Below are 19,758 nucleotides of genomic sequence, written 5' to 3'. Positions count from 1 at the left end.
AACCTTGCGGTTTCAGTCCTTCTGTTTCGCCAGATACAGCGTGTAAGCAGTGATGGTGATCAAGATGATGGCGCCACCGGCGAGACTGTTGGCACCCGGCACTTCAGTGAAGAAAATGTATGCCCAAACTGGTGCCAGAACGGTTTCCAGCATCAGGGTCATCGAAACTTCAGTCGCTGTGGCGTAGCGAGTCGCAACCATCGACAGTACACGGCCAAACGGGGCCGTAAGAAGACCCATCACGCCCATGATCAGCCATGTGTTGGTGCTGAAGGAGGATGGTTCGGTGAAGAAGAACATGACCACTGCGACGAGGAAGCCACCGAAGCCTACCGCGCCCATGCGGCTAACGTCCGGAAATTTGCGCAGCAATGTCAGCATCAGTGCCAGAACGGCAACGGCAAACAGGGCAAGCAAGTCGCCGTATAAACTGCTGGCACCGCCACCGGTAGAACCGGAAACAACCACGACAATGCCGACAATAACCCCGATGATCGCAAACATCGTTTGCTTGGAGACACGTTCGCGCAAGAAAATCCAACCAAACAGAGCTGCAACGGCGGGTATTGCACTGAGAATTACGAAGGTATTGACGACAGAGGTGTTCTTAATGGCGAAGACCAGGCCAGTGCTGCTGCCCAACATCAAAATGCCAGCGACAATCACAGGCCACCCGCTTTCGATCAGGACTTTGAACAAACCCCGTTTGTCAGTTACCTGAATGACGACAGCCATGGAAATTGCGGTAAACAAACCAAAAAGGAATGTGGTTTCAAGTTCATCGACTCCAGAAAGCCGGATGAACACCGGGTCGAGGCTCATCAGAGCTGCACCGACAAGCGCGATTAACATTCCTTTGAATCGAAGGTTCTTGCCTAGTTGAGCGGTTGTTGTTTCAGACATTGCCGTATCCTTTGCGTTGTAGGAGCAGCAAATGAAGTTCGGCCACTCATAATCATACTTTCAAGTGTGATTATGTTGGCGTGAGCACCAAGTCAACAATAATCATACTAATTGGTATGATTATTGATCTAACCGTATTATTGGATGGCGATAGCATTCAAATTGGGAAATTGCGGCATTTGGTGGAGTTGATTTCAATCGCGGGACGAACCAGGCACTCGTTCATTGAAACCGAGTGCCTGGTTCTGCTGGCGATGCAGACATCAACCGTGTTGTGACGTATCCCACCAATGCGGATGCATGAATTGTGGGATAGCCTTTGTCGGGCCGCTCAGTCTTTCGACTATACCTGAGGTCAACTCCAGAGCCATCCAAGCATCAGCCGCTCTCATCAATTCAGGATAAGGTGCCTGCTTTTGGGTCGGCACAAAGCCGTATCTCGGGTAGAATGTCGGGACACCCAACACGAACACTGCGTCCGTTCCGATGGACCTGAGGTGCTCGATGCCAGTCTCCATGTTTTCTTTTCCAACGCCATGGCCTTGGTATTCTGGAACAACGCCGCACGGTGCGAGCAGGTAGCATGTCGCATCGGGATGATCCGCAAAGACAAATGGCGTGAACAGCACATTACCCGCGAGTTTCCTGTCCCGTGCAGCACTGATCGAAATCGTCTCCGGATGGTCAAGGAAGCTCTTGGCGAGCTGAGCTATATCTTCGCCTTCGGCCTCGCCAAATGCCAATCGGTGGACGTCTAGAATGGCGTCAATGTCATCGTTTTTCATGTGTGTTTCCTCAAGTCTGGTTCATTTGGGCGCGCACGGATGTGTTGCCCAGTTTGGTGATGCGGTATTGGCCGCCTTTGATGGATTTGATGAAGCGCTTTTCCTTGAGCCGCGTGAATACGTCCAAGGTGCAAGCTGAGAATACGAAGCCGTAACGTGTGAAGCACTGTACGGATTTGACCTTGCCGTTGTCAGCGCGCACGAATTTTATCTCGCCGCCTAAAGCGAGTTCATGCAAAACACGTTGCTCGTGCTTTGAGATGTTCATTGGGATGTCTCGATTTTACGAAAGTACAACAAACGGGCCACTCAGCGTCGCGCATGAGTGTGCCTATCAGTGTGGGTGTTCCTGAATTTGCGTCGGCAGGAACGGGCGTTAGGCCCGGGACTCTTTCACAAAATCTCCATTGTGAGAGGCCGCTGCCCCAGTCACTGTCAGCACTTAGGCTCTGAATCGGTTCAGGTAAATACAGACCATGCGGAATGCATCTATTGCCGAGAAGCAGGCGTTCGCTACACGGCGCTTAAACTGGTAAGATGCGGGACAATTCCGCCGTTAGCTACAACAAATTCCAATGACCGCTTTCGGCGTTCAATAAAACTACCAAGGTATGTTCGCTTGTGTTGGCGGTAAAACACACTTTACGTGCGTGGGCCTGTCTCCAACCATGGCTCGAAAGGGTATATCTTAAAACCGCCATCCCGCATCCGTTAAGGCTGAAATCACCTCTTCTGATAAATCTGGACTGGAATAAAACACAGCTAGTACAAGATCTGGCCTGAACTCTGGCCAGGACTGTTTAAGTTGTTTTAGTGTTGCCTTTGCTTCTTCGAATTCACCCAAACTCTGATGGGCAGCCGCCAAATAAACCAAAGAGAGCGCGCTGACCGGGTCCCCATTGTCACTCGCAAATTTCAAAGATGCGATTGCTTCCCTAAACTCACCGATGTGAAAACTGGCAACCGCGTGAATGTTCCTGTGGGCAAACCGATGACTTCCTATCTCTCTGGGGTGGCTTGGGTCGCTGACGTCATACGCTTCTTCAAAGCGACCCATAACCAGTAGTATCACGCCGCGAAAGTCCAGAACGTTTCCGTCATTGGGTCGAAGCGACTGGGCGAGTGCTGAATATTCCAATGCGCTGTCATAGTCGCCAGAAACGTAAGACACCCATGCCATTGCCGATTGGCTCCAGCCGTTTGAGGGCGCAATATCCACAGCTTTCTGTGCCATTTGTCCTGAATACAGTATCAGCGCGTCACGCTCTTCCTCGCCTCGCGTTAGTAGAGCCTGGGTTCCCAGACTATGGGCCAATCCGGCATATCCACAGTAAAAATCGGGAGCCTCATTTATTGCCATTCTAAATACGTCGCTGGCCAGGATCTGGTTATCGATAGTTGCGATTGGAAACAGCAGGCCCCGAGCTTGATCGCAGTAATTTGACGCCTGTACTGCAGCGGGTGATTTAGCGGATAGAGCCTGTCGCTCAAGTGAGCGCGCGGATGTCTTTGGGTTGAGGTCGACAACCTGTTCCATGCGCCCGCCCAAGACGTAAGCAAGAGCAATGATCGCTATGGTGACAGCAGGGATACCAATCCGCCAAGGTAATCCTGGCCTGAATGGCGTGTGATCGACATTGCTCTGAATTGTACCAGAGCGGTCCTCGAACCAAGGCGCGTAGCCGCCGCTATCAATGTGAATGCGCAGATCGTCTCCAGCACCTGCCGTTTCATAGTACTGCTGAAGTTTCCGCCGTAACCGCCCCGCATCCACACGAACAACGTTGATGTGGCCGTCATCACTGGCAAAACTCTTGAAGTAAACATCCTGAGCGATTGTTTTGCCAAGAATAGCCTCGGATCTACCCGCAATGGCTTCTTCGACAACGTAGCTCAGAAAATTCCGAAGGCGTTCCGCCTTGCCAAATATGTCACTCGCCAATACCTGGTCCAGCGCGTACTTCACACGGGTCGCGTGACGTTCCGGATCAAGGGTCAATTCTCTGTCGGGCATCTGAAACTTCAAGTTTCTCTGTATTTTCAACCTCATACTGTCAAATGAATATTTGAATGTCACCCTAAATTCACGGTGTAACCCTTCCGCGTTGCGCGATGTGCCCTCAGCCTAGTGCCCAGAGATGGACTAGGCGCCAGGGCAATGACGGACATCAACTTACTAGAGCTCGCTTTTCCGGACCAAATCAGCCGCATCCGCGTTATGCGAAAGAACCATCGTGGATTCGAGGCACTTTGCGGTGACTTCGAGTTGCTCTCAACCGAGTTGGAGAGGGCCCGGAAGGTCAATGAGCGGACGTCACCATGTCTGATCGATCCTGTCACCGAAAGCCTAGACGGGCTAGCCGAGGAAATCGCCGAGCATCTCTCTCGATTCACCAATTCAGAGATTGTCCCGAAAGCCATTTCAGAAGTGGTTCCCATATTCACCCAGGCTCGAACAAAGGACTGAAAATATGCTGCAAGACAGACAGAGGAAGTCAATTAAGTCACTCAGCGCACTCGCCGTCGCAGCGACATTGTTCGCCACAAATGCGTTTGGTCAGGCTCCTCCGGTACAGGAGCCCTCATCCCAAGAAGATATTGAGGCTGCACTGACTGGCGGCGTCCCAATGGGACGTTGGAAAGAGGGTCTGACCTTTGAGGGCATCTCTCCTCAACCGTGGTTGAAAAGTGCGGCAAACTGGTTCCCACGCACAGAAGATGTACAGCCCAACGAGATGAGAATTATCTTCATGGGATCTGCCCCGTTCATTCGCCCTGGGCAAATGAACACAGCCATTCTTGTTGAGCTGGGTAACGGTAAGATTTTCATGTTTGACATTGGTGAGGGCTCACCAGCGAACATCATTGCCAGTGGATATGCACTGAATGAAATTACCGATGTATTCATCACGCACCTGCACGTGGACCACTTTGGTGGGCTGCCGTACCTGTGGATGTTCGGAACCTGGGCAGGTGGATGGCACGAGCAGTTGACGGTCCACGGCCCATCCGGCCGCACCAAGGAGTACGGCACCGCAACGATGGTAGAAGGCATGAAAATGATGACCGGCTGGCACCGGGATGCGTTCAGCGTCTTTCCCGTTGGCAAAGGTTGGGACATCGAAGTCAACGAATTTGATTTCCGTGACAATGGTGGCGTGATCTATGATGAAGACGGGGTCAAAGTCACACACTGGCAAAGAAGCCATGCCAAGGACGGTGCGTCCGGATACCGGATGGATTGGAATGGCATGTGCTTCATCTGGACGGGTGACGGTCGACCCAACATGATCGATGTTCCTTTTGCCAAAGGCTGTGATGTCTTCGTCACGGAACAGCAGCAGGAAATCATCGAAATCTCATCCGGAGTTCAAGGCGTGCCGCCATTCCTCGGGCGGTATACCGTCGATACCCATCACACGCCCAGCTATGCGGCCGGCTACATTGCCAACCTGGTGCAACCCAGGCTTTTGATGAACACTCACATGAGCTATGACCCCTATCAGATCGAGGAAACCGTAGCGGAAATCCGAGAGCATTGGAAAGGCCCCTATCACTTTGGAGCGCCTGACGGGATCGTTGTGAACGTCACCAAAGATCAGATATGGGTTCGCGAAGGCATATTGCCCGAGTTTCCAAACTCACGTGCGCCGCAGTTTGACTTTAGCAATGGTCAATTGATCGTGCCGAAGCCACCCCATCGGCGCGAAGACATTCAAGAACCCTACGTGCGCGATATGGAGATCGATCCTAAGCTGTACTATCCCGAGGGATATCATCCTGAGCTGCTGACAGAGTGGCCAGTTGATGACGACCTTGTTGTTCCTCTGGAAGCGCTTCCCGAAAATCTGAAAGAGAGTATGGGCGCGGCGTGGCGCCATCGTGAAGCCAACCGCAAAGTGTTGGAAGAGCAAGGTGACAACTAAGTCATCATGACAAACAGGGCGATCACTCGTAAGTTTGGGTGGTCGTTCGAATTTTCCGGAAACATCACGAAGGAATGAAGTCTTGTTAATCGTACTCGGCCTCTACTTTGGAATAGTCTGGCTGGTCTTTTCCAAGTTTCACCTTCTCCCCTGGAATGGATTCTGGAAAACTCTGGTTTACGGTGTAGCCGCTGTTATCGCTCTGGTGGTCATCGGTGCGCTGAACCACTCAACTCCGACTGGCCCGGTATCCATTCAGGGTGTTTCAACGAATATTGCTCCGAACGTGGCGGGCACGGTTACAGAAGTCGTTGTGGAGCCAAACCAGGAAGTCGCAAAGGGCGAGACCCTATTCCGGATAGATAATGAGGTTTTCAAAGCCGAGGTTTCCCGGCTCGAAGCTGTCCTGGAAACTGCAAAGTCATCTGCCGACCAACTGGTATCAGATTTATCAGCTGCCGAGGCCGAGATTGAATCCTTGACTGCTCAGCTGACTTTCGGAATTCAGCGTCGTGATGACATCATCCGTTTGGAAGAACGCGGGGCTTCAACCACGTTCCAACTGCAAGAGGCTGTCTCAACCATCGACCAGTTGACCGCGAATATCCGCGCAGCAGAAGCCCGGAAGACAAGCCTTGAACGGCGTATCGCCGCGAAGATCGACGGGCGTGACGCAGGTGTTGTGGAGGCCGAGCAGACACTTGCGCAAGCTCTTTGGGATTTAGAGCAAACAGTTGTAAAAGCGCCGGGAAACGGCGTTGTCACGGCTGTATCACTCCGACCAGGCAACCGCGCCACTCCGCTACAAGGGGCAATAACTTTTGTCAAACCTGGGGACTATGCAGTAATTGCAACTCTGCCCCAATCCAGTCGCGCTAATGTTTCGGTCGGTGATGAAATCCGGCTGGCATTTAGAACGGAACCCGGTGGAGAAATTACCGGCCGTATTTCCGATTTTCCGGTCGGAACTGTCGAAGGTACTGTTGATCTTAGATCAGGCCTTCCCTCATTGCGCGAACTAGCCGGGATATCCAGCTACATCGTATTGGTTGAACTACCTGCAGACGCAGACAATAATTACTTGCAATTTGGAACGTCAGGAACAGCTTTGGTCAAGACAGACAAAGCCGGAGCCATTGGTGTTTTGGCAGAGATCCTTTTCTGGATCACTAAAAAGCTCAATTATCTTTGAAAAACCAAGCCAAAGCATCTGTGTCATCAATGAAAACTGTTGAACTCAAATCCTTGGTGTTTCGGTGGCCCGGTCAACCTGACCCGGTTCTCTCAGTCGATAGCTTCGATCTTAAGGCCGGGGAAAGTGTGTTTATGAAAGGCCCCAGTGGCAGCGGAAAGACCACATTGCTTTCGGCAATTGCTGGCGTGATCGATGTACCGCAAAGCGCGGTTCGCGTTGCAGGCACGGATGTCGGGGCTTTGGCCGGAGGTGATCGTGACCGTTTTCGCGTGGATCATTTGGGGATTGTTTTCCAGGTCTTTAATCTCTTGCCTTGGCTCAGTGCGCTTGAAAACACGTTGCTGCCCTGCCGGTTTTCAGCGCAACGGCGCAATCGGTCGGGGCCAGACCCCAAAGCTACCGCAATACGGTTGCTAAGTGAGCTGGGTCTCGAGGATGCTGAGCTGATCAATCGACCTGCCAGCGCACTGAGTGTTGGGCAGCAACAACGCGCTGCGGCGGCGCGTGCTCTGATAGGGGCGCCTGAAGTAGTTTTGGCGGATGAACCCACCTCGGCTTTGGATGAGGAAGCGAAAGACACGTTTGTCCAGTTGTTGTTGAAGGAATGCAAAGCATCAGGGGCGAGTTTGTTATTTGTCAGCCATGATCGCAGCCTAGAAAAACACTTCGATCGGAGCGTTGACTTGCCGATGCTGAACGCAGGCAAAACGTGATGTTTATTCTTTGTTATAAAAGCCTTCTCAATCGCCGCTTTATCGCTGCGTTAACTGTTCTTAGCATTGCCTTGAGCGTGGCTTTGATTGTTGGGGTTGAACGACTGCGAACAGAGGCACGAGCGGGTTTTGCCAATTCTGCATCAGGGATCGACCTGATCATTGCGGCACGCGGAAACGATGTGCAGATCCTGATGGCAACGGTTTTTGGTGTCGGCACAACTGGCGCTGGTATCAGCTGGGACAGCTACGAGATGATCGAAGATCTGCCCCAGATAAGCTGGACAGTGCCAATCATGATGGGTGACAACCATCGTGGATATCCCGTGATCGGAACGTCCGAGCAATATTTTGACCACTTTCGTCATAGTGGCGGCCAGCAACTGATTTTTGCTGAAGGTGTTCCGTTTAAATCTCCAGATGGCGCAGTGATTGGAGCAAAAGTTGCTCAGGCTTTCGGGTACACGTCAGGTACTGAAATCGTGAATGCCCATGGCTCAGGGGAAGTCGCCTTTGATGTGCACTACGAAGCGCCATTCACAGTGACCGGCGTGCTGGGGCATACCGGGACGGCCGTCGACAGAATGGTTTTTGTCTCACTCGAGGGTTTTAACGCCTTGCACGAAGAACCTGCGTCAGAGGTTGCGGACCCATTCGTTTTGATCGAAGCACCAGAAGTCGCCAGAGAACACGAAGACCATGACCATGTGGAGTTAGACGAGCCTGACGAGCACGAAGAAGGGCATCAGGAACATGACGACCGCCATGCTCACGGTAGCGGCCATGAAGACGAGGGGCAAACTGTCACGACCTCTGACGGGCACGATCACGATGGCCATGATCATGAACCGGGGACCATCAACGCGATTTTTGCCGGGCTGGAGGAGAAAACGGCGGTGCTTTCAATCCAACGGCAACTGGCAGACCATCGCGACGAGGCACTGACCGCTGTTCTTCCTAATGTTGCGCTGTTGCAGCTTTGGTCGATTACCAGTACGGCCGAGACTGCGCTGCGTCTGATGGCAGGCGCTGTGGCAGTGGCTGGAATGATCGGCATGGTGGTCATGTTGTCTGCTTCGCTCGACAACCGGCGGCGTGAATTTGCGATCCTTCGATCCGTGGGCGCAACACCAGCCGGCGTATTTTCCCTGATCTTGCTTGAAGCCGTTTTACTGTTGTTGGCCGGCATCGTGCTTGGAGTAATCGCGCTCAGCGTTCTCACGCTCGTGATAGATCCGATTCTTGCCGCAAATTTTGGGCTTCGCATCGGTGTTGGCCTGCCGAGTTTTCGCGAGGTTCTTCTCATAGCCCTCGTTTTCTGCTCTGGTCTTCTTGCCAGTATTATACCTGCGTTAAGGGTGTACCGTATGACGCTATCAGACGGACTGTCGGTGCGGCTTTGAATAAAAGGATCCGCTGAAATGAAGACCATTGCGCATTTTCTGAATATCTTATTCGCCCTTGCGATTGCGGGGCCTCTTCTAGCGGCGGATCCGCGCAACATAAGTTGGCAGGATCTCCTTCCTGAAGAGCGGCCCTACCACGATCCTTTTACCACCCTAGAATATTCTCAGGTCAATGCGTTGGCCATGCTTTATCGGATTGAGGTTCTGCATGCGGACACTGCGGATGACGAGAAGCGCGCCGAAGCGTTTCAGATACGCGAAGACCTCGTATCTCAAGGCCTTGACCCAGATTGGTTGTTTGAACAACGCGAAATTGTGATGAACCAACGGTTGATTGCCGCGCGCGAACCGAACCTTGACCTTTTGGGAGAGAACGTGCGCCTTCCCGGCTATCTCCTTCCCCTGGATATTGTCGACCAGAAGGCGGTCGAATTCCTTCTGGTTCCGACAGTTGGAGCCTGCATTCACACACCACCACCTCCAGCCAATCAGATGGTTTATGTGCGATACGAACAAGGCTTCGAACTCGATGAGTTATATAAGCCAGTCTGGATAAGCGGAGAAATGCGGGCACTGAGCAGGTCCCAGTCACTCAATTTCGTGGACGGCCAGGCAAATATCGAAACCTCATATGCGATGGATGCGCTGTCGGTAGAAATCTATGACTGATCAGTCAGACTAGAGGTCCGTTCTATGGCTTCACCGGGATAAATCTTTGCACCGCACCCCTGTATCAGGATCTTTGGTTCGTGCAGATGTGACGCTGCAAATCTCTTCTGAAGCTCCTTGATGATCAATAGGGCGATTTTTTTGTCACGATCCGCCATTTCGTGACCACACCATTCCGCGCGTACGGGGTTCACAAGTACACCCGGCAACCCTCGCTGGTTAATCAGCTTATCATAAGTAGCAAGAACTCTTTTTCATTGCTCTTGATCGATCATGTTGTCTCTTTGACCTATTGATCAGAGTTCTTAATCGCATCGCATACCGCGCTTGTAAGCCGCCTTTCGTGCGTGTCGCAGCATCCGTTAGTTTGGGCTCTCTTACGCTGTTCGCTACAATCTGTACCAATGACTGCTATCATGTGCTGCGTGGTCAGGAAAAGAAGCCTGGCTGCTTTGCTCAGCTACTGGTCGGGCTTTGCATCAGTCAGTGAGCGTGTGAAAGTCGTTATCATGGCCATTGCTGCATCTTTGTCTTTACCAACCTGTTTCAATCAGGTCGAACCGCTGAGCGACAACCTTAGGTTCATAGCTGTGGACGTCGAGACTGCCGGGTACGATATCGCGAGCATCTGTCAAATTGGCCTCGCTTTTGTTGGGTTTGACAGCTCAATTGTAACTTATAGTGCATACATCGATCCCTGCACGCCATTCGCTGCAGGCAACACCCGATTGCATGGCATTGATGCTGCGACTGTCAAAAACGCCCCCAAATTTGCAGAAGTACTGCCAGACCTGCGTCCGGTTCTTGAAGCAAATCCGCTTATTCAACATAGCCGTTACGATGAGAAAGCCTTTGATGCAGCGTGCCGACTTGCAGGACTTCAAGTGTTGAAGTCGGTATGGTCAGACAGCGTTACCATCGCTCGCCAAGCCTGGCCGGAGTTGAGGGGCAATGGTGGGCATGGTCTGGCCAATCTCAAGAAGGTGTTAGGGCTTCAATTCAAACACCATGATGCCGGAGAAGATGCACGTGCTGCTGCTGAAGTTACTTTGAAAGCAGAAGCTTCAATGGGGCGAAAAATCGGGCTGCTGAATGCCTCACAGCAGTTGGTCTTTGATTTTCAGTAGTGCGAGAGGGCGACTTCGTGGGCCTTAAGGCATTAAAACAACCATCAGCTCAAACTGAGGGCTCAAATTTCATGAGAAATAGTATTTAGATTTAATGTGCATGCTATGTGTATTTTATGGGCGCCAAAGAGTAACATTCAAAGATGGGTCTCGATTAAGGCTATGATTTGCATGCCAAAAGTGTTTGCCAAATGGGCAAACTATGGGTCATTTTACATTCAAATTGGTCTGACCAAAGAAGCGCCAAACCTGTGTTGAGCAGGTTTGGCATTTTTTTGAAAGCCCAACACCACGCAGGCCAAGGACGAACGGGACGTTATGTTTTGAAGGTCGTAATTCATCAAGGTTTTCATAAAACGGGCACAACGACCTTGCAAAAGACGCTCTCGAAAAATCGGGGATACCTGAAAGATCGCGTGAATGTTCTTTTGCCTGATGACTTGCAAGAAGCCAGCCTGGCTGCGCGGCGGTATGCGGTCGCCCCCAAGGATCGCACCCTTCGCAATTTCGGAGCAACCGTTCGCGAGGCGCTTAAGCCGTTTGCAGACCAAAGTGGCAAACCTCTGCTGATCAGCAATGAAGAATTCGCTGGTTTGATCCCCGGTCGCAAAGGGGTTTGGTCATATGAGCAAACGCACGTTCTTTCCAAAGCCCTGTTGGATGAGGTTTCGCGCCTGACTGATGCCGGGGATCGCATTATCTTTCTGTTTACGACCAGATACGCGGCCGATTGGATCAGAAGTACGTATTGGCAAAACCTTCGCAGCCACAGAATCCGCGAGGATCTGTCACAATACGGGAGGGCGTTGCAACAGGGTGCAGATCTTGAGGCGGTGGTGCGCCGGGTGAATGAAGTGGTTTCACCGCGTGCCGAGGTCGAATCTGTCAACGTTTCTGGTCTGGGCGATCACGATTTCCCGTTGATCAAGGCACTTTCCATTCTGAACGTGAGATCCGACAGGCTCATCACAAGTGAAAATCGGAACGTCCAGCCAGCCGGAGGCGCAGACTATTTTGTGGACCTGAACCGGTCGAATTTGAGCGATGAAGAGGTGGCGGCCGCGAAACGCGCGTACTTGGAAAAGCTGAAGCGGTCGGATGGCACCCATTGTTGAGTTGAAGCAAGGGCAGGCCCAGATTGGTACCGCTGCCCAATTTAGTTGCTGCAATGCAACGATCGGACGTCTCAAATCGGAGGCCCAGATAGGATTGGATGAACCGGAATATCATGGTTTCCAAAATACCGCTTGGAATTGGTGGTACACGAAGAGCGAATACCCTAGGCTTATTTTGCAATTTAAAAACAAATATTTGAGTAGAGAATCGCTTTGAGATTTCTTGAGGCTAGTGCGTCGTTATTTGTCAGAAACAATCTAAGGTTGAATTAATTTCGCTTTTAGTATCAGTTTGACTTGACACACCGGAAACATTTACGTGATTGCTGCACTTCGGTCTCTTTTCCGCCAGATTCTGTCCTGATAAGAAGGTGCAGTAAGCAGTGATTTGTTGAAAGGTACAGGCGGATACAATGACAGCCGGGGACAGCGGTCGCATATCCATTTCGTGGACGCAGACAGAGTTAAACGGACTTGAGGCGGCGCCTCAGTCTTTTTTGAAAGTAGGAGCCGCATGGTCGTGGCGTGGGCAGGCTCTTTCATTGGCCAGTCCGGCCGAACAGGGCCTTGTGTTGTCGGGTCAGGCCGAAGCATACGCATCAAAAGTGCTAAGCAGCATAGCGCCGCCGCCGAATCTGGCAGACGGAGCACTGGGTCGTATCGTTTTGACCAATGGCGCACAAAAGTACACGGCGCTATTGTTTTCGGTTGCCGGAGACACACACCCGACGCTGGTTTTCGAAAACGGGTATCCTGCGCGCGATCAGGAATTCTGGGTCAGCGCGTATACCGAGTTTGAAAGCGAAAGCAATTCCAGCCTCCCGGACCAAACCGTTGTCGCTTTCCCGACGCGGTCGCCGATGGATAATGGGTGGGAAAACGCAGTTGCGGGCGTCCGACGCGTAGCAGACTAAGGTTCCAATCAGGCTGCCTGCATTCGCACATAGCAAAAAAACCATAGTCGTGTTGACTCCGCCAGTTCTGCGGATATAAGCGCGGCTTCATTGGTGTTGGTGGGCCCCGTAAGGGGATTCCTGTCATGGGGGAAACCTCAAGAGGACAACGCCCTTCATAGTGGCCTGTGTGGGCCTCGACCTAAAGAAGGAGATCAGCCGTGACCAAACGCACGTCTGCCAAGTACAAAATTGACCGCCGGATGGGGGAAAACATCTGGGGTCGTCCGAAATCCCCAGTCAACCGTCGTGAGTACGGCCCCGGCCAGCACGGCCAGCGCCGCAAGGGCAAGCTGTCGGACTTCGGTCTGCAGCTGCGCGCCAAGCAGAAGCTGAAAGGCTACTATGGCGACCTGACCGAGAAGCAATTCCGCCGCATCTATGCCGAAGCCGTACGTGTGAACGGCGACACCGGTGAAAACCTGATCGGCCTGCTGGAGCGTCGTCTGGACGCTGTTGTTTACCGCGCCAAATTTGTTGCAACTGTCTTTGCTGCACGTCAGTTCGTGAACCACGGCCACGTCAAAGTGAACGGCAAGCGGGTCAACATCCCTAGCTACCGTGTCAAAGAAGGCGACGTAATCGAAGTACGCGACAAATCCAAGCAACTGGCCGTTGTTCTGGAAGCTGCCGCTCTGGCCGAGCGTGACGTGCCTGACTACATCGACGCCGACCACTCGAAAATGACAGCGACCTTCGTTCGCGCGCCGGGCCTGGGCGATGTGCCGTACCCGGTCGTCATGGAGCCGAACCTGGTCGTCGAATTCTACGCGAAGAACTAATTTTCGCCGACACCCAGAATTCCAGGGCCGCGCAGTTTGCGCGGCCCTTTTTTGTTTGGTCATGTGACGACGCGTATTGGGTTTGACGGCATGTCCAAAATTTGCGTCTCGGGTTTTCAAAAAGTATCAACCGAAGTGCCTCAGCAGAACGCCCGCATTGGGTGGGATGCTGGAATTCACGCTCGGCTTGCACAAGCTGCATTTCGAATTGAACGCGTAACAACCTACGAACAGCCTTGCAGCCAAATCACTGATCAAGCCCGCCGAAGGCGCTGAGTCAAATTGGCAGCGGCCTGCTTTCGGCGATGGCCTCCATCGCAAAGTACGAGGTCACACTGTCCAGTTCGACCTTGTCGATCAATCGCTGATACACCTTGTCATATGACGTCATATCTTGTGTGACGACTTTCAACTGATAGTCATAGTCGCCACCAATGCGGTGAAAATCCACCACCTCGGGGATGGTCAGGACATGGCTTCGAAAGGCTTGCAGCCATTCCGCCGAATGGTGCCGGGTGCGCAGCATAACAAAGACCACAAGGCTCAGTCCCAATTTCTCGCGGGCGATCCGAGCGGTCGAACCGGTAATGACGCCATTTTCGTTCAACGCCTTCAGCCGCCGCCAACAGGCATTTTGCGACAACCCGACTCGGTCTGCCAACTCACGCTGCGACAGTGTTGCGTCTGTTTGAAGTTCGCGAAGGATACGCTTGTCAATTTGATCTAGTTTTTCGGCCATATCGAAGCATATGACACGAAATTTTAGAAATCTACCAAAAGAAAGGTGAAGTTTCTGTATCCTCATTCAATCATATTTGGTAGTGCAATACGGAGAACCAATCATGACCTTGTCCAAATTTCGCGCAGACCTCCAATCCACCACTCGCAATTCAACCCTGCGCGAAGGGCTGATCGGAGAGAATGTTCTGATCCCCGGTCTGAATGGGGACGTTCCGCTGGTTTACGCGGACTACGTCGCTTCCGGTCGTGCGCTGCAGCAGGTAGAGGATTTTGTCGCCCATGAGGTGCTGCCTTTTTATGCCAACAGCCATACCGAGGCCTCCTATTGCGGGTCTTACATGACCCGTCTGCGCCGCGAAGCGCGCGCGGAAATAGCCCGCATTGTTGGAGCAAAGGAAGACGACGCGGTGATCTTTACCGGGTCCGGCGCCACTGCGGGTCTTAACCGGCTGGTCAGTTTGACGGGAATTGAGGGGGCTGACCGGCCGGTTGTTCTGATCGGGCCGTATGAGCATCATTCGAACATCCTCCCTTGGCGGGAAAGCAAAGCGCAGGTCATCGAAATTCCCGAAGCGCCCGAAGGCGGCGTTGATCTCGGTGCACTTGAACGGACATTGGTGGACAATGCAGATTCCGATCTGATTGTCGGGTCTTTTTCCGCCGCCTCTAACGTAACCGGTATCATTACAGACCCGGACCCGATCACGCGGCTGCTCAAGTCTCATGGCGCTGTTTCGATCTGGGATTACGCTGGTGGTGGACCATATTTGCCGATGGACATGGGGCCAGAAGATGCGCGCAAGGACGCCATCGTAGTATCCCCGCACAAATTCCCGGGCGGCCCGGGCGCGTCCGGTGTGCTGATCGTCAATCAGAACGCAGTTCGCCGCACTTGCCCAAGTTGGCCTGGTGGCGGCACTGTCAGCTTTGTGTCGCCCTGGCGCCATGACTACAGCGAGGATTTGGCCACGCGAGAAGAAGCCGGAACACCCAATGTGATCGGAGATATTCGCGCCGCGCTGGCCTTCATCGTTAAGGATGTCGTCGGCACGGATGAAATTGCTGAACGCGAAGCCCGGTACAATGAAATGGCATTGAAAGGGTGGGGCGACAATCCGAACCTGACTTTGCTAGGTACTGAAAACCCGCATCGTTTGCCGATCTATTCTTTCCTTGTGCGGGACAACTCTGGCCAGCCGGTGCATCAGCAGCTGTTTACCCGGATGCTCAGCGACATCTACGGCATTCAGGCGCGCGGTGGTTGCGCGTGTGCCGGGCCATATGCGCATCGCTTGCTGGATATCGACCGTGAGACGTCCGCTGAACTGCATGCTGCTTTGTCCGCAGGGGAAGAGATGAAGAAACCCGGATGGGTCCGCCTGAATTTCTCGTATCTTATGAGCGAAGAGACGGTTCAGTTCATCATCGACAGCGTCAATGACCTGTCCCACAGGACAGAAGAATTCGCCCCTTATTACAACGCCGACCCGGCGACCGCCCGCTTCAAAGCGGCGTGACGGAATTGCCGCTTTTCTCAACGCGTTGAGACGGGTATGAGAGGCTCCAACAACGGAGCCTCTTATGAACAAGATCACCCCGCAACCCGGCATTATGGACATCGCGCTCTATCAGGGCGGCCAGTCGCATGTGGCGGGGGTAGAGCATGTGATCAAGCTCAGCTCCAACGAAAATCCGTTTGGTCCCAGCCCCAAGGCGATCGAGGCCGTGCGCGGTAGTGCGGCGACGCTTCATCGGTATCCCAGCACCGACCACGCCAGTTTGCGCGCAGCGGTAGGCGCAAGGCACGGGTTGGACCCTGCGCGGTTAATCTGCGGCGTAGGCAGTGACGAGGTGCTGCAATTCATCGCCCAGGCCTATGCCGGGCCGGGCGATGACGTCATCTATACCGAGCACGGGTTTTCAATGTACCCGATCATCGCCCGTATGGCCGGCGCGACACCGGTGATGGTGGCCGAGCGCAACCGCCACGTGGATGTCGACAACATTTTGGCCGCCGTGACCGACCAGACCCGGATCGTGTTCGTGACGAACCCGGGCAACCCGACCTCGACTATGATCCCCGAGGCTGAATTGCTGCGTTTGGCCGAGGCATTACCCAAGACCTGCCTGATCGTGATCGACGGGGCCTATGCCGAGTTTGTCGAAGGGTTCGACGGCGGTGCATCGCTGGTAGACCGATTTAACAACGTGATTATGACGCGCACCTTTTCCAAGGTGTACGGTCTGGGTGGGATGCGTGTCGGCTGGGGCTATGCCGCACAGTCGATTATCGACGTTCTGAATCGGGTGCGCCAGCCGTTCAACCTGTCCTTGACCGCGTTGGCTGCTGCAGAGGCAGCGGTGAATGACTTGGAATTCCTGTCCTTCTGCCAGGCTGAAAACGCGCGCCTGCGGGTGTGGCTGTCGGAAGAACTGGACAAGATCGGGATTCCGTCGGATGCGTCCTGCACCAATTTCATCCTCGCCCGCTTTGCCAACCAGGCCGAGGCCGAAGCGTGTGACGACTATCTCAAGACCCAGGGTTTGATCGTGCGCCGCGTGGCGGGCTACAACCTGCCAAATGCCCTGCGGATCACCGTGGGCGACGAAGAAGCCTGCCGCCGCGTTGTTGCGGCCATCACTGCGTTCAAAGGGGGCGCCGCATGAGCCAAGTTTACGACCGTGTGGCCTTGATCGGGCTGGGCCTGATCGCCTCGTCAATGTTCTGGGCGATCAAACGCGCCGGGCTTGCGGGCGAGGTGACTGGCTATGCGAGGTCCGAGGCCACCCGCGAAACGGCCCGCCGTATCGGTCTGTGCGACCGCGTTTGCGACAGCGCGCAAGAGGCGGTCGAGGGAGCGGATCTTGTCGTGCTCTGCGTCCCTGTCGGCGCGATGGGGGCTGTTGCAAAGGAAATTGCGCCCGCATTGAAACCTGGGGCGACAGTGACAGATGTCGGCTCGGTCAAGCACCACGTTATTCAGGCCGTTGGGCCTGAAATCCCTGATGGCGTTCATTTCATACCCGCGCACCCGTTGGCGGGGACCGAGCATTCTGGCCCGGAATCGGGATTTGCCGAGCTATTTGATAACCGCTGGTGCCTGTTGGTTCCGGTCGAAGGCTCTGATCCGGACGCGATTGCCCGCCTGCGAGCGATGTGGGAAGGCATGGGCTCAAACGTTGATGAAATGGACGCGGATCACCATGATCTGGTTCTGGCCGTGACATCGCATGCGCCGCACTTGATCGCCTACACAATGGTTGGCGTGGCGGATGATCTGCGTCGGGTCACCGATACCGAAGTTATCAAGTATTCCGCTGCGGGGTTCCGGGACTTCACCCGCATTGCAGCCTCGGATCCGACGATGTGGCGTGACGTGTTCCTGACCAACAAGGAAGCGACGCTGGAGATCCTTGGCCGGTTTACCGAAGAGCTGTTTGCCTTGCAGCGCGCAATCAGAACAGGTGACGGCGAGCAACTATTCGACTATTTCACCCGTACACGCGCGATCCGCCGCGGCATCATTGACGCCGGGCAAGACACGGATGCGCCAGATTTCGGACGGGGGAAAACGAACCCATGACACGGGGCTGGAGAACCACTCTGATTGCATTTGCAGCGCTTTGCGCAGCGTCGACTCAGGCTGGTTCACTGGAACGCTCGTTAGTACCGTTGTCGCGGCCCGGCACTGTACTGGTCCCGCAACAGATCGTCCTCAGCAGCGCGGTGTTGCCTCAGCTGCCTCCGGCGACGATACGCCCGGAGTTGCGGCCAGCGTCGCCGCAGGTTTTGGCGGTCGCGGCCCGTCCCGCAGACCTGCCCCTGCTTGGACCAGACACATCGCTGAAGCCGTACCTGCGGCCCAAAGCCCTTGAGCAGGAGGCGCTGTTCAAAAAGCGTAAGTTGCGTAAGGGGTCGGTATGCGGCGACATCAATATACAGGGCAAGCCAGTCGGCACTGTACCGGGTAAGATCAAGGCGTGTGGGATCAAGGACGCAGTGCAGATCACCTCGATCTCGGGGGTGACGCTTAGTCGTCCTTCCACGATGGATTGTGGAACGGCTGTTGCGCTGAACAAGTGGGTTGAAAAGGCAGTCAAGCCGACCTTCAAGAGACGCGGGCCGGTGGTCCAGTTGCAGGTCGCCGCGCATTATGCGTGTCGGACGCGAAACAACCGTAAAGGCGCCCGTATTTCCGAGCACGGCAAAGGCCGTGCAATTGATATCTCGGCTTTCAAGATGGCCGATGGAGAGGTTGTGTCGGTCCTGAACGGGTGGCGCAAGAACCCGTCCCAAAAACAACTGGTCAAGATCTGGCGCGAAGCGTGCGGGCCGTTTGGCACTGTACTAGGGCCAAACGCCGACCGATATCACCGGGATCATTTCCATCTGGATACCGCCCGCCATCGTCGCGGGCCATATTGCCGTTAACGCAAGATCAGGCGGGGCGCAGGCCCCAGCGGCAACGGTCCAAGTGCCACGAAGCCGTCGCGGAAGTTCAATTGCAAGTCCAGCGCGTTTGGGTTTCCACCTAGTCCGGCCATAAAGTTTAGTGCCCGTGTCACAGGATCAACGGCCTGATCGGGCAGGGCGCCTGCGGCATTGGCCATGGCAATCATGTCGCGCCAGTTTTCAGCTTTGACCGCAATCTCGCCCGTTGGGATGCCCTGGTAGTCAATGTCGAGCTCACCCGCCGCAAACAAACGCAAAGCGCCCCATTTCATCTCGGCCAGGTTCAGGTCAATCTTCACCGGCTGCGGTCTGCCCTGTTCAAGAGCCGTACGATCCCACGGTTTGTTGAACGTGGCCGTCATGTCCAGTTCGAGCGTCTCAAACGCCTGCGGCAACGTGGTCGCAGACCGCATCAAATCGCGCAGACCATCTCCCGGGGTAAACCCGTCTATTCGAGCGCCGATGGCATAGGTTACCGGAATAGAGGTCTGTTCCATAACCAATGTCAGCGTATCGCCGCCAGCCAGCGCTTCGGCATCATCGGTGATCAACCATGAACCCGCGGTCAAAGCCATTTTTTCCAGCTCCAGCGCCACACCGGGTTGCAGCTGTAGCTCGGCTTGCAGATCGCTGGCTTCAATGGTCGCAGTCTGATCAAAATAGGACAGGCGCTGGGGCGTGTCGGCAAAGCGCAGCACCTGGCGCCCGGGCCAGATCGCAGGACTTTGGAACTCAATCCAATCCGCGCTCCACGCGGTGCCGTTGACCGGGTCTGCCAGAGCAGGACTGTTCAGGCGCGTAACGTGACGAAACGGATACCCGGCTGTTGAAACATCGGAAAAGTCCGCCTGCCAGCCTTGTTCCTGCTGATTGTCGAACCAGGCGGTGATTGCGTTGCGCAAACCGAATCCGGCAACGAACCAATAGGCGCTCCAGATAACCGTTAAGAAAATGACTACTCGTATTAGACCGCGCATGGCAGTTGGCCCT

At 54.1% G+C, this 19,758-nt stretch carries 21 protein-coding genes; 15 read left to right on the top strand and 6 right to left on the bottom strand.

The window, feature by feature from the left end:
- Nucleotides 1-12 precede the first annotated feature (12 nt).
- The 4 genes from AC2FFP_RS02560 to AC2FFP_RS02545 all read right to left on the bottom strand — a co-directional run bounded on the left by AC2FFP_RS02560 (nucleotide 13) and on the right by AC2FFP_RS02545 (nucleotide 3,765).
- Complete coding sequence (locus AC2FFP_RS02560) at nucleotides 13-903, bottom strand: DMT family transporter (RefSeq protein WP_496843689.1); 891 nt, start codon at nucleotides 901-903, stop codon at nucleotides 13-15.
- A 263-nt stretch (nucleotides 904-1,166) separates the two neighbouring features.
- Nucleotides 1,167-1,688, bottom strand: coding sequence for a GNAT family N-acetyltransferase (locus AC2FFP_RS02555; RefSeq protein WP_496769147.1), 522 nt, complete (start codon nucleotides 1,686-1,688; stop codon nucleotides 1,167-1,169).
- A 10-nt stretch (nucleotides 1,689-1,698) separates the two neighbouring features.
- Entirely contained in the window at nucleotides 1,699-1,956 is a 258-nt protein-coding gene (locus AC2FFP_RS02550) for a YjhX family toxin (RefSeq protein WP_496769145.1), read from the bottom strand.
- A gap of 420 nt (nucleotides 1,957-2,376) precedes the next feature.
- Nucleotides 2,377-3,765 carry a tetratricopeptide repeat protein gene (locus tag AC2FFP_RS02545; protein WP_496769142.1) on the bottom strand — a complete coding sequence of 463 codons (1,389 nt, stop codon included), beginning with the start codon at nucleotides 3,763-3,765 and terminating at the stop codon, nucleotides 2,377-2,379.
- 81 nt (nucleotides 3,766-3,846) lie between these two features.
- On the opposite strand from AC2FFP_RS02545, the gene AC2FFP_RS02540 reads away from it, so the two are divergent.
- The 11 genes from AC2FFP_RS02540 to rpsD all read left to right on the top strand — a co-directional run bounded on the left by AC2FFP_RS02540 (nucleotide 3,847) and on the right by rpsD (nucleotide 13,574).
- Complete coding sequence (locus AC2FFP_RS02540) at nucleotides 3,847-4,155, top strand: hypothetical protein (RefSeq protein WP_496769140.1); 309 nt, start codon at nucleotides 3,847-3,849, stop codon at nucleotides 4,153-4,155.
- Nucleotides 4,156-4,159: 4 nt separating this feature from the next.
- Nucleotides 4,160-5,614 carry a guanitoxin biosynthesis MBL fold metallo-hydrolase GntH gene (gntH, locus tag AC2FFP_RS02535; RefSeq protein WP_496724566.1) on the top strand — a complete coding sequence of 485 codons (1,455 nt, stop codon included), beginning with the start codon at nucleotides 4,160-4,162 and terminating at the stop codon, nucleotides 5,612-5,614.
- 82 nt (nucleotides 5,615-5,696) lie between these two features.
- Entirely contained in the window at nucleotides 5,697-6,806 is a 1,110-nt protein-coding gene (locus AC2FFP_RS02530) for an HlyD family secretion protein (protein ID WP_496724564.1), read from the top strand.
- Between the two features lie 29 nt (nucleotides 6,807-6,835).
- A complete protein-coding gene (locus AC2FFP_RS02525) occupies nucleotides 6,836-7,522 on the top strand; it encodes an ATP-binding cassette domain-containing protein (protein ID WP_496880676.1) in 687 nt (228 codons plus the stop codon).
- Nucleotides 7,522-8,925, top strand: coding sequence for an ABC transporter permease (locus AC2FFP_RS02520; RefSeq protein WP_496880675.1), 1,404 nt, complete (start codon nucleotides 7,522-7,524; stop codon nucleotides 8,923-8,925). Before AC2FFP_RS02525 ends, AC2FFP_RS02520 begins: the two co-directional genes overlap by 1 nt.
- A gap of 18 nt (nucleotides 8,926-8,943) precedes the next feature.
- Nucleotides 8,944-9,597: a DUF3299 domain-containing protein gene (locus tag AC2FFP_RS02515; protein ID WP_496778712.1), complete on the top strand. Its 654-nt coding sequence runs from the start codon at nucleotides 8,944-8,946 to the stop codon at nucleotides 9,595-9,597.
- A 509-nt stretch (nucleotides 9,598-10,106) separates the two neighbouring features.
- On the top strand, nucleotides 10,107-10,724 hold the full coding sequence (locus tag AC2FFP_RS02510; protein ID WP_496769156.1) for a 3'-5' exonuclease: 618 nt from the start codon (nucleotides 10,107-10,109) through the stop codon (nucleotides 10,722-10,724).
- 371 nt (nucleotides 10,725-11,095) lie between these two features.
- On the top strand, nucleotides 11,096-11,839 hold the full coding sequence (locus AC2FFP_RS02505) for a hypothetical protein (protein WP_496769132.1): 744 nt from the start codon (nucleotides 11,096-11,098) through the stop codon (nucleotides 11,837-11,839).
- Entirely contained in the window at nucleotides 11,823-12,056 is a 234-nt protein-coding gene (locus tag AC2FFP_RS02500; protein ID WP_496880674.1) for a hypothetical protein, read from the top strand. The genes AC2FFP_RS02505 and AC2FFP_RS02500 overlap by 17 nt, the downstream gene beginning before the upstream one ends.
- Nucleotides 12,057-12,252: 196 nt before the next feature.
- A complete protein-coding gene (locus AC2FFP_RS02495) occupies nucleotides 12,253-12,753 on the top strand; it encodes a hypothetical protein (RefSeq protein WP_496769130.1) in 501 nt (166 codons plus the stop codon).
- A 200-nt stretch (nucleotides 12,754-12,953) separates the two neighbouring features.
- On the top strand, nucleotides 12,954-13,574 hold the full coding sequence (gene rpsD / locus AC2FFP_RS02490) for a 30S ribosomal protein S4 (protein ID WP_058275494.1): 621 nt from the start codon (nucleotides 12,954-12,956) through the stop codon (nucleotides 13,572-13,574).
- Between the two features lie 277 nt (nucleotides 13,575-13,851).
- Here rpsD and AC2FFP_RS02485 read toward each other — a convergent pair whose 3' ends face one another.
- On the bottom strand, nucleotides 13,852-14,313 hold the full coding sequence (locus AC2FFP_RS02485) for an Lrp/AsnC family transcriptional regulator (RefSeq protein ID WP_108859492.1): 462 nt from the start codon (nucleotides 14,311-14,313) through the stop codon (nucleotides 13,852-13,854).
- Between the two features lie 103 nt (nucleotides 14,314-14,416).
- On the opposite strand from AC2FFP_RS02485, the gene AC2FFP_RS02480 reads away from it, so the two are divergent.
- The 4 genes from AC2FFP_RS02480 (at nucleotide 14,417) to AC2FFP_RS02465 (ending at nucleotide 18,747) form a co-directional block, all read left to right on the top strand.
- Nucleotides 14,417-15,832, top strand: coding sequence for an aminotransferase class V-fold PLP-dependent enzyme (locus AC2FFP_RS02480; protein ID WP_496769128.1), 1,416 nt, complete (start codon nucleotides 14,417-14,419; stop codon nucleotides 15,830-15,832).
- A 64-nt stretch (nucleotides 15,833-15,896) separates the two neighbouring features.
- On the top strand, nucleotides 15,897-16,982 hold the full coding sequence (hisC, locus tag AC2FFP_RS02475) for a histidinol-phosphate transaminase (protein WP_496769126.1): 1,086 nt from the start codon (nucleotides 15,897-15,899) through the stop codon (nucleotides 16,980-16,982).
- The gene (locus tag AC2FFP_RS02470) at nucleotides 16,979-17,899 is read left to right on the top strand and encodes a prephenate/arogenate dehydrogenase family protein (protein WP_496769124.1); all 921 of its coding nucleotides are present in this window, start codon (nucleotides 16,979-16,981) and stop codon (nucleotides 17,897-17,899) included. The genes hisC and AC2FFP_RS02470 overlap by 4 nt, the downstream gene beginning before the upstream one ends.
- On the top strand, nucleotides 17,896-18,747 hold the full coding sequence (locus tag AC2FFP_RS02465; protein ID WP_496769122.1) for an extensin-like domain-containing protein: 852 nt from the start codon (nucleotides 17,896-17,898) through the stop codon (nucleotides 18,745-18,747). The genes AC2FFP_RS02470 and AC2FFP_RS02465 overlap by 4 nt, the downstream gene beginning before the upstream one ends.
- On the opposite strand, the gene AC2FFP_RS02460 is transcribed toward AC2FFP_RS02465, so the two are convergent.
- Complete coding sequence (locus AC2FFP_RS02460; protein ID WP_496769120.1) at nucleotides 18,744-19,745, bottom strand: DUF2125 domain-containing protein; 1,002 nt, start codon at nucleotides 19,743-19,745, stop codon at nucleotides 18,744-18,746. The genes AC2FFP_RS02465 and AC2FFP_RS02460 overlap by 4 nt on opposite strands.
- Nucleotides 19,746-19,758: the final 13 nt, after the last annotated feature.

It is taken from the genome of Ruegeria sp. YTSC004 (genome assembly GCF_059609805.1).
This window is presented reverse-complemented; position numbering and strand designations above follow the sequence as displayed.

Excerpts from the sequence above, each read along its gene's own strand:
- AC2FFP_RS02560 (WP_496843689.1), bottom strand. The coding sequence starts at position 903 with ATGTCTGAAACAACAACCGCTCAACTAGGCAAGAACCTTCGATTCAAA.
- AC2FFP_RS02555 (WP_496769147.1), bottom strand. The coding sequence starts at position 1,688 with ATGAAAAACGATGACATTGACGCCATTCTAGACGTCCACCGATTGGCA.
- AC2FFP_RS02550 (WP_496769145.1), bottom strand. The coding sequence starts at position 1,956 with ATGAACATCTCAAAGCACGAGCAACGTGTTTTGCATGAACTCGCTTTA.
- AC2FFP_RS02540 (WP_496769140.1), top strand. The coding sequence starts at position 3,847 with ATGACGGACATCAACTTACTAGAGCTCGCTTTTCCGGACCAAATCAGC.
- gntH (WP_496724566.1), top strand. The coding sequence starts at position 4,160 with ATGCTGCAAGACAGACAGAGGAAGTCAATTAAGTCACTCAGCGCACTC.
- AC2FFP_RS02525 (WP_496880676.1), top strand. The coding sequence starts at position 6,836 with ATGAAAACTGTTGAACTCAAATCCTTGGTGTTTCGGTGGCCCGGTCAA.
- AC2FFP_RS02520 (WP_496880675.1), top strand. The coding sequence starts at position 7,522 with ATGTTTATTCTTTGTTATAAAAGCCTTCTCAATCGCCGCTTTATCGCT.
- AC2FFP_RS02515 (WP_496778712.1), top strand. The coding sequence starts at position 8,944 with ATGAAGACCATTGCGCATTTTCTGAATATCTTATTCGCCCTTGCGATT.
- AC2FFP_RS02510 (WP_496769156.1), top strand. The coding sequence starts at position 10,107 with ATGGCCATTGCTGCATCTTTGTCTTTACCAACCTGTTTCAATCAGGTC.
- AC2FFP_RS02500 (WP_496880674.1), top strand. The coding sequence starts at position 11,823 with ATGGCACCCATTGTTGAGTTGAAGCAAGGGCAGGCCCAGATTGGTACC.
- AC2FFP_RS02495 (WP_496769130.1), top strand. The coding sequence starts at position 12,253 with ATGACAGCCGGGGACAGCGGTCGCATATCCATTTCGTGGACGCAGACA.
- AC2FFP_RS02485 (WP_108859492.1), bottom strand. The coding sequence starts at position 14,313 with ATGGCCGAAAAACTAGATCAAATTGACAAGCGTATCCTTCGCGAACTT.
- AC2FFP_RS02480 (WP_496769128.1), top strand. The coding sequence starts at position 14,417 with ATGACCTTGTCCAAATTTCGCGCAGACCTCCAATCCACCACTCGCAAT.
- hisC (WP_496769126.1), top strand. The coding sequence starts at position 15,897 with ATGAACAAGATCACCCCGCAACCCGGCATTATGGACATCGCGCTCTAT.
- AC2FFP_RS02470 (WP_496769124.1), top strand. The coding sequence starts at position 16,979 with ATGAGCCAAGTTTACGACCGTGTGGCCTTGATCGGGCTGGGCCTGATC.
- AC2FFP_RS02465 (WP_496769122.1), top strand. The coding sequence starts at position 17,896 with ATGACACGGGGCTGGAGAACCACTCTGATTGCATTTGCAGCGCTTTGC.
- AC2FFP_RS02460 (WP_496769120.1), bottom strand. The coding sequence starts at position 19,745 with ATGCGCGGTCTAATACGAGTAGTCATTTTCTTAACGGTTATCTGGAGC.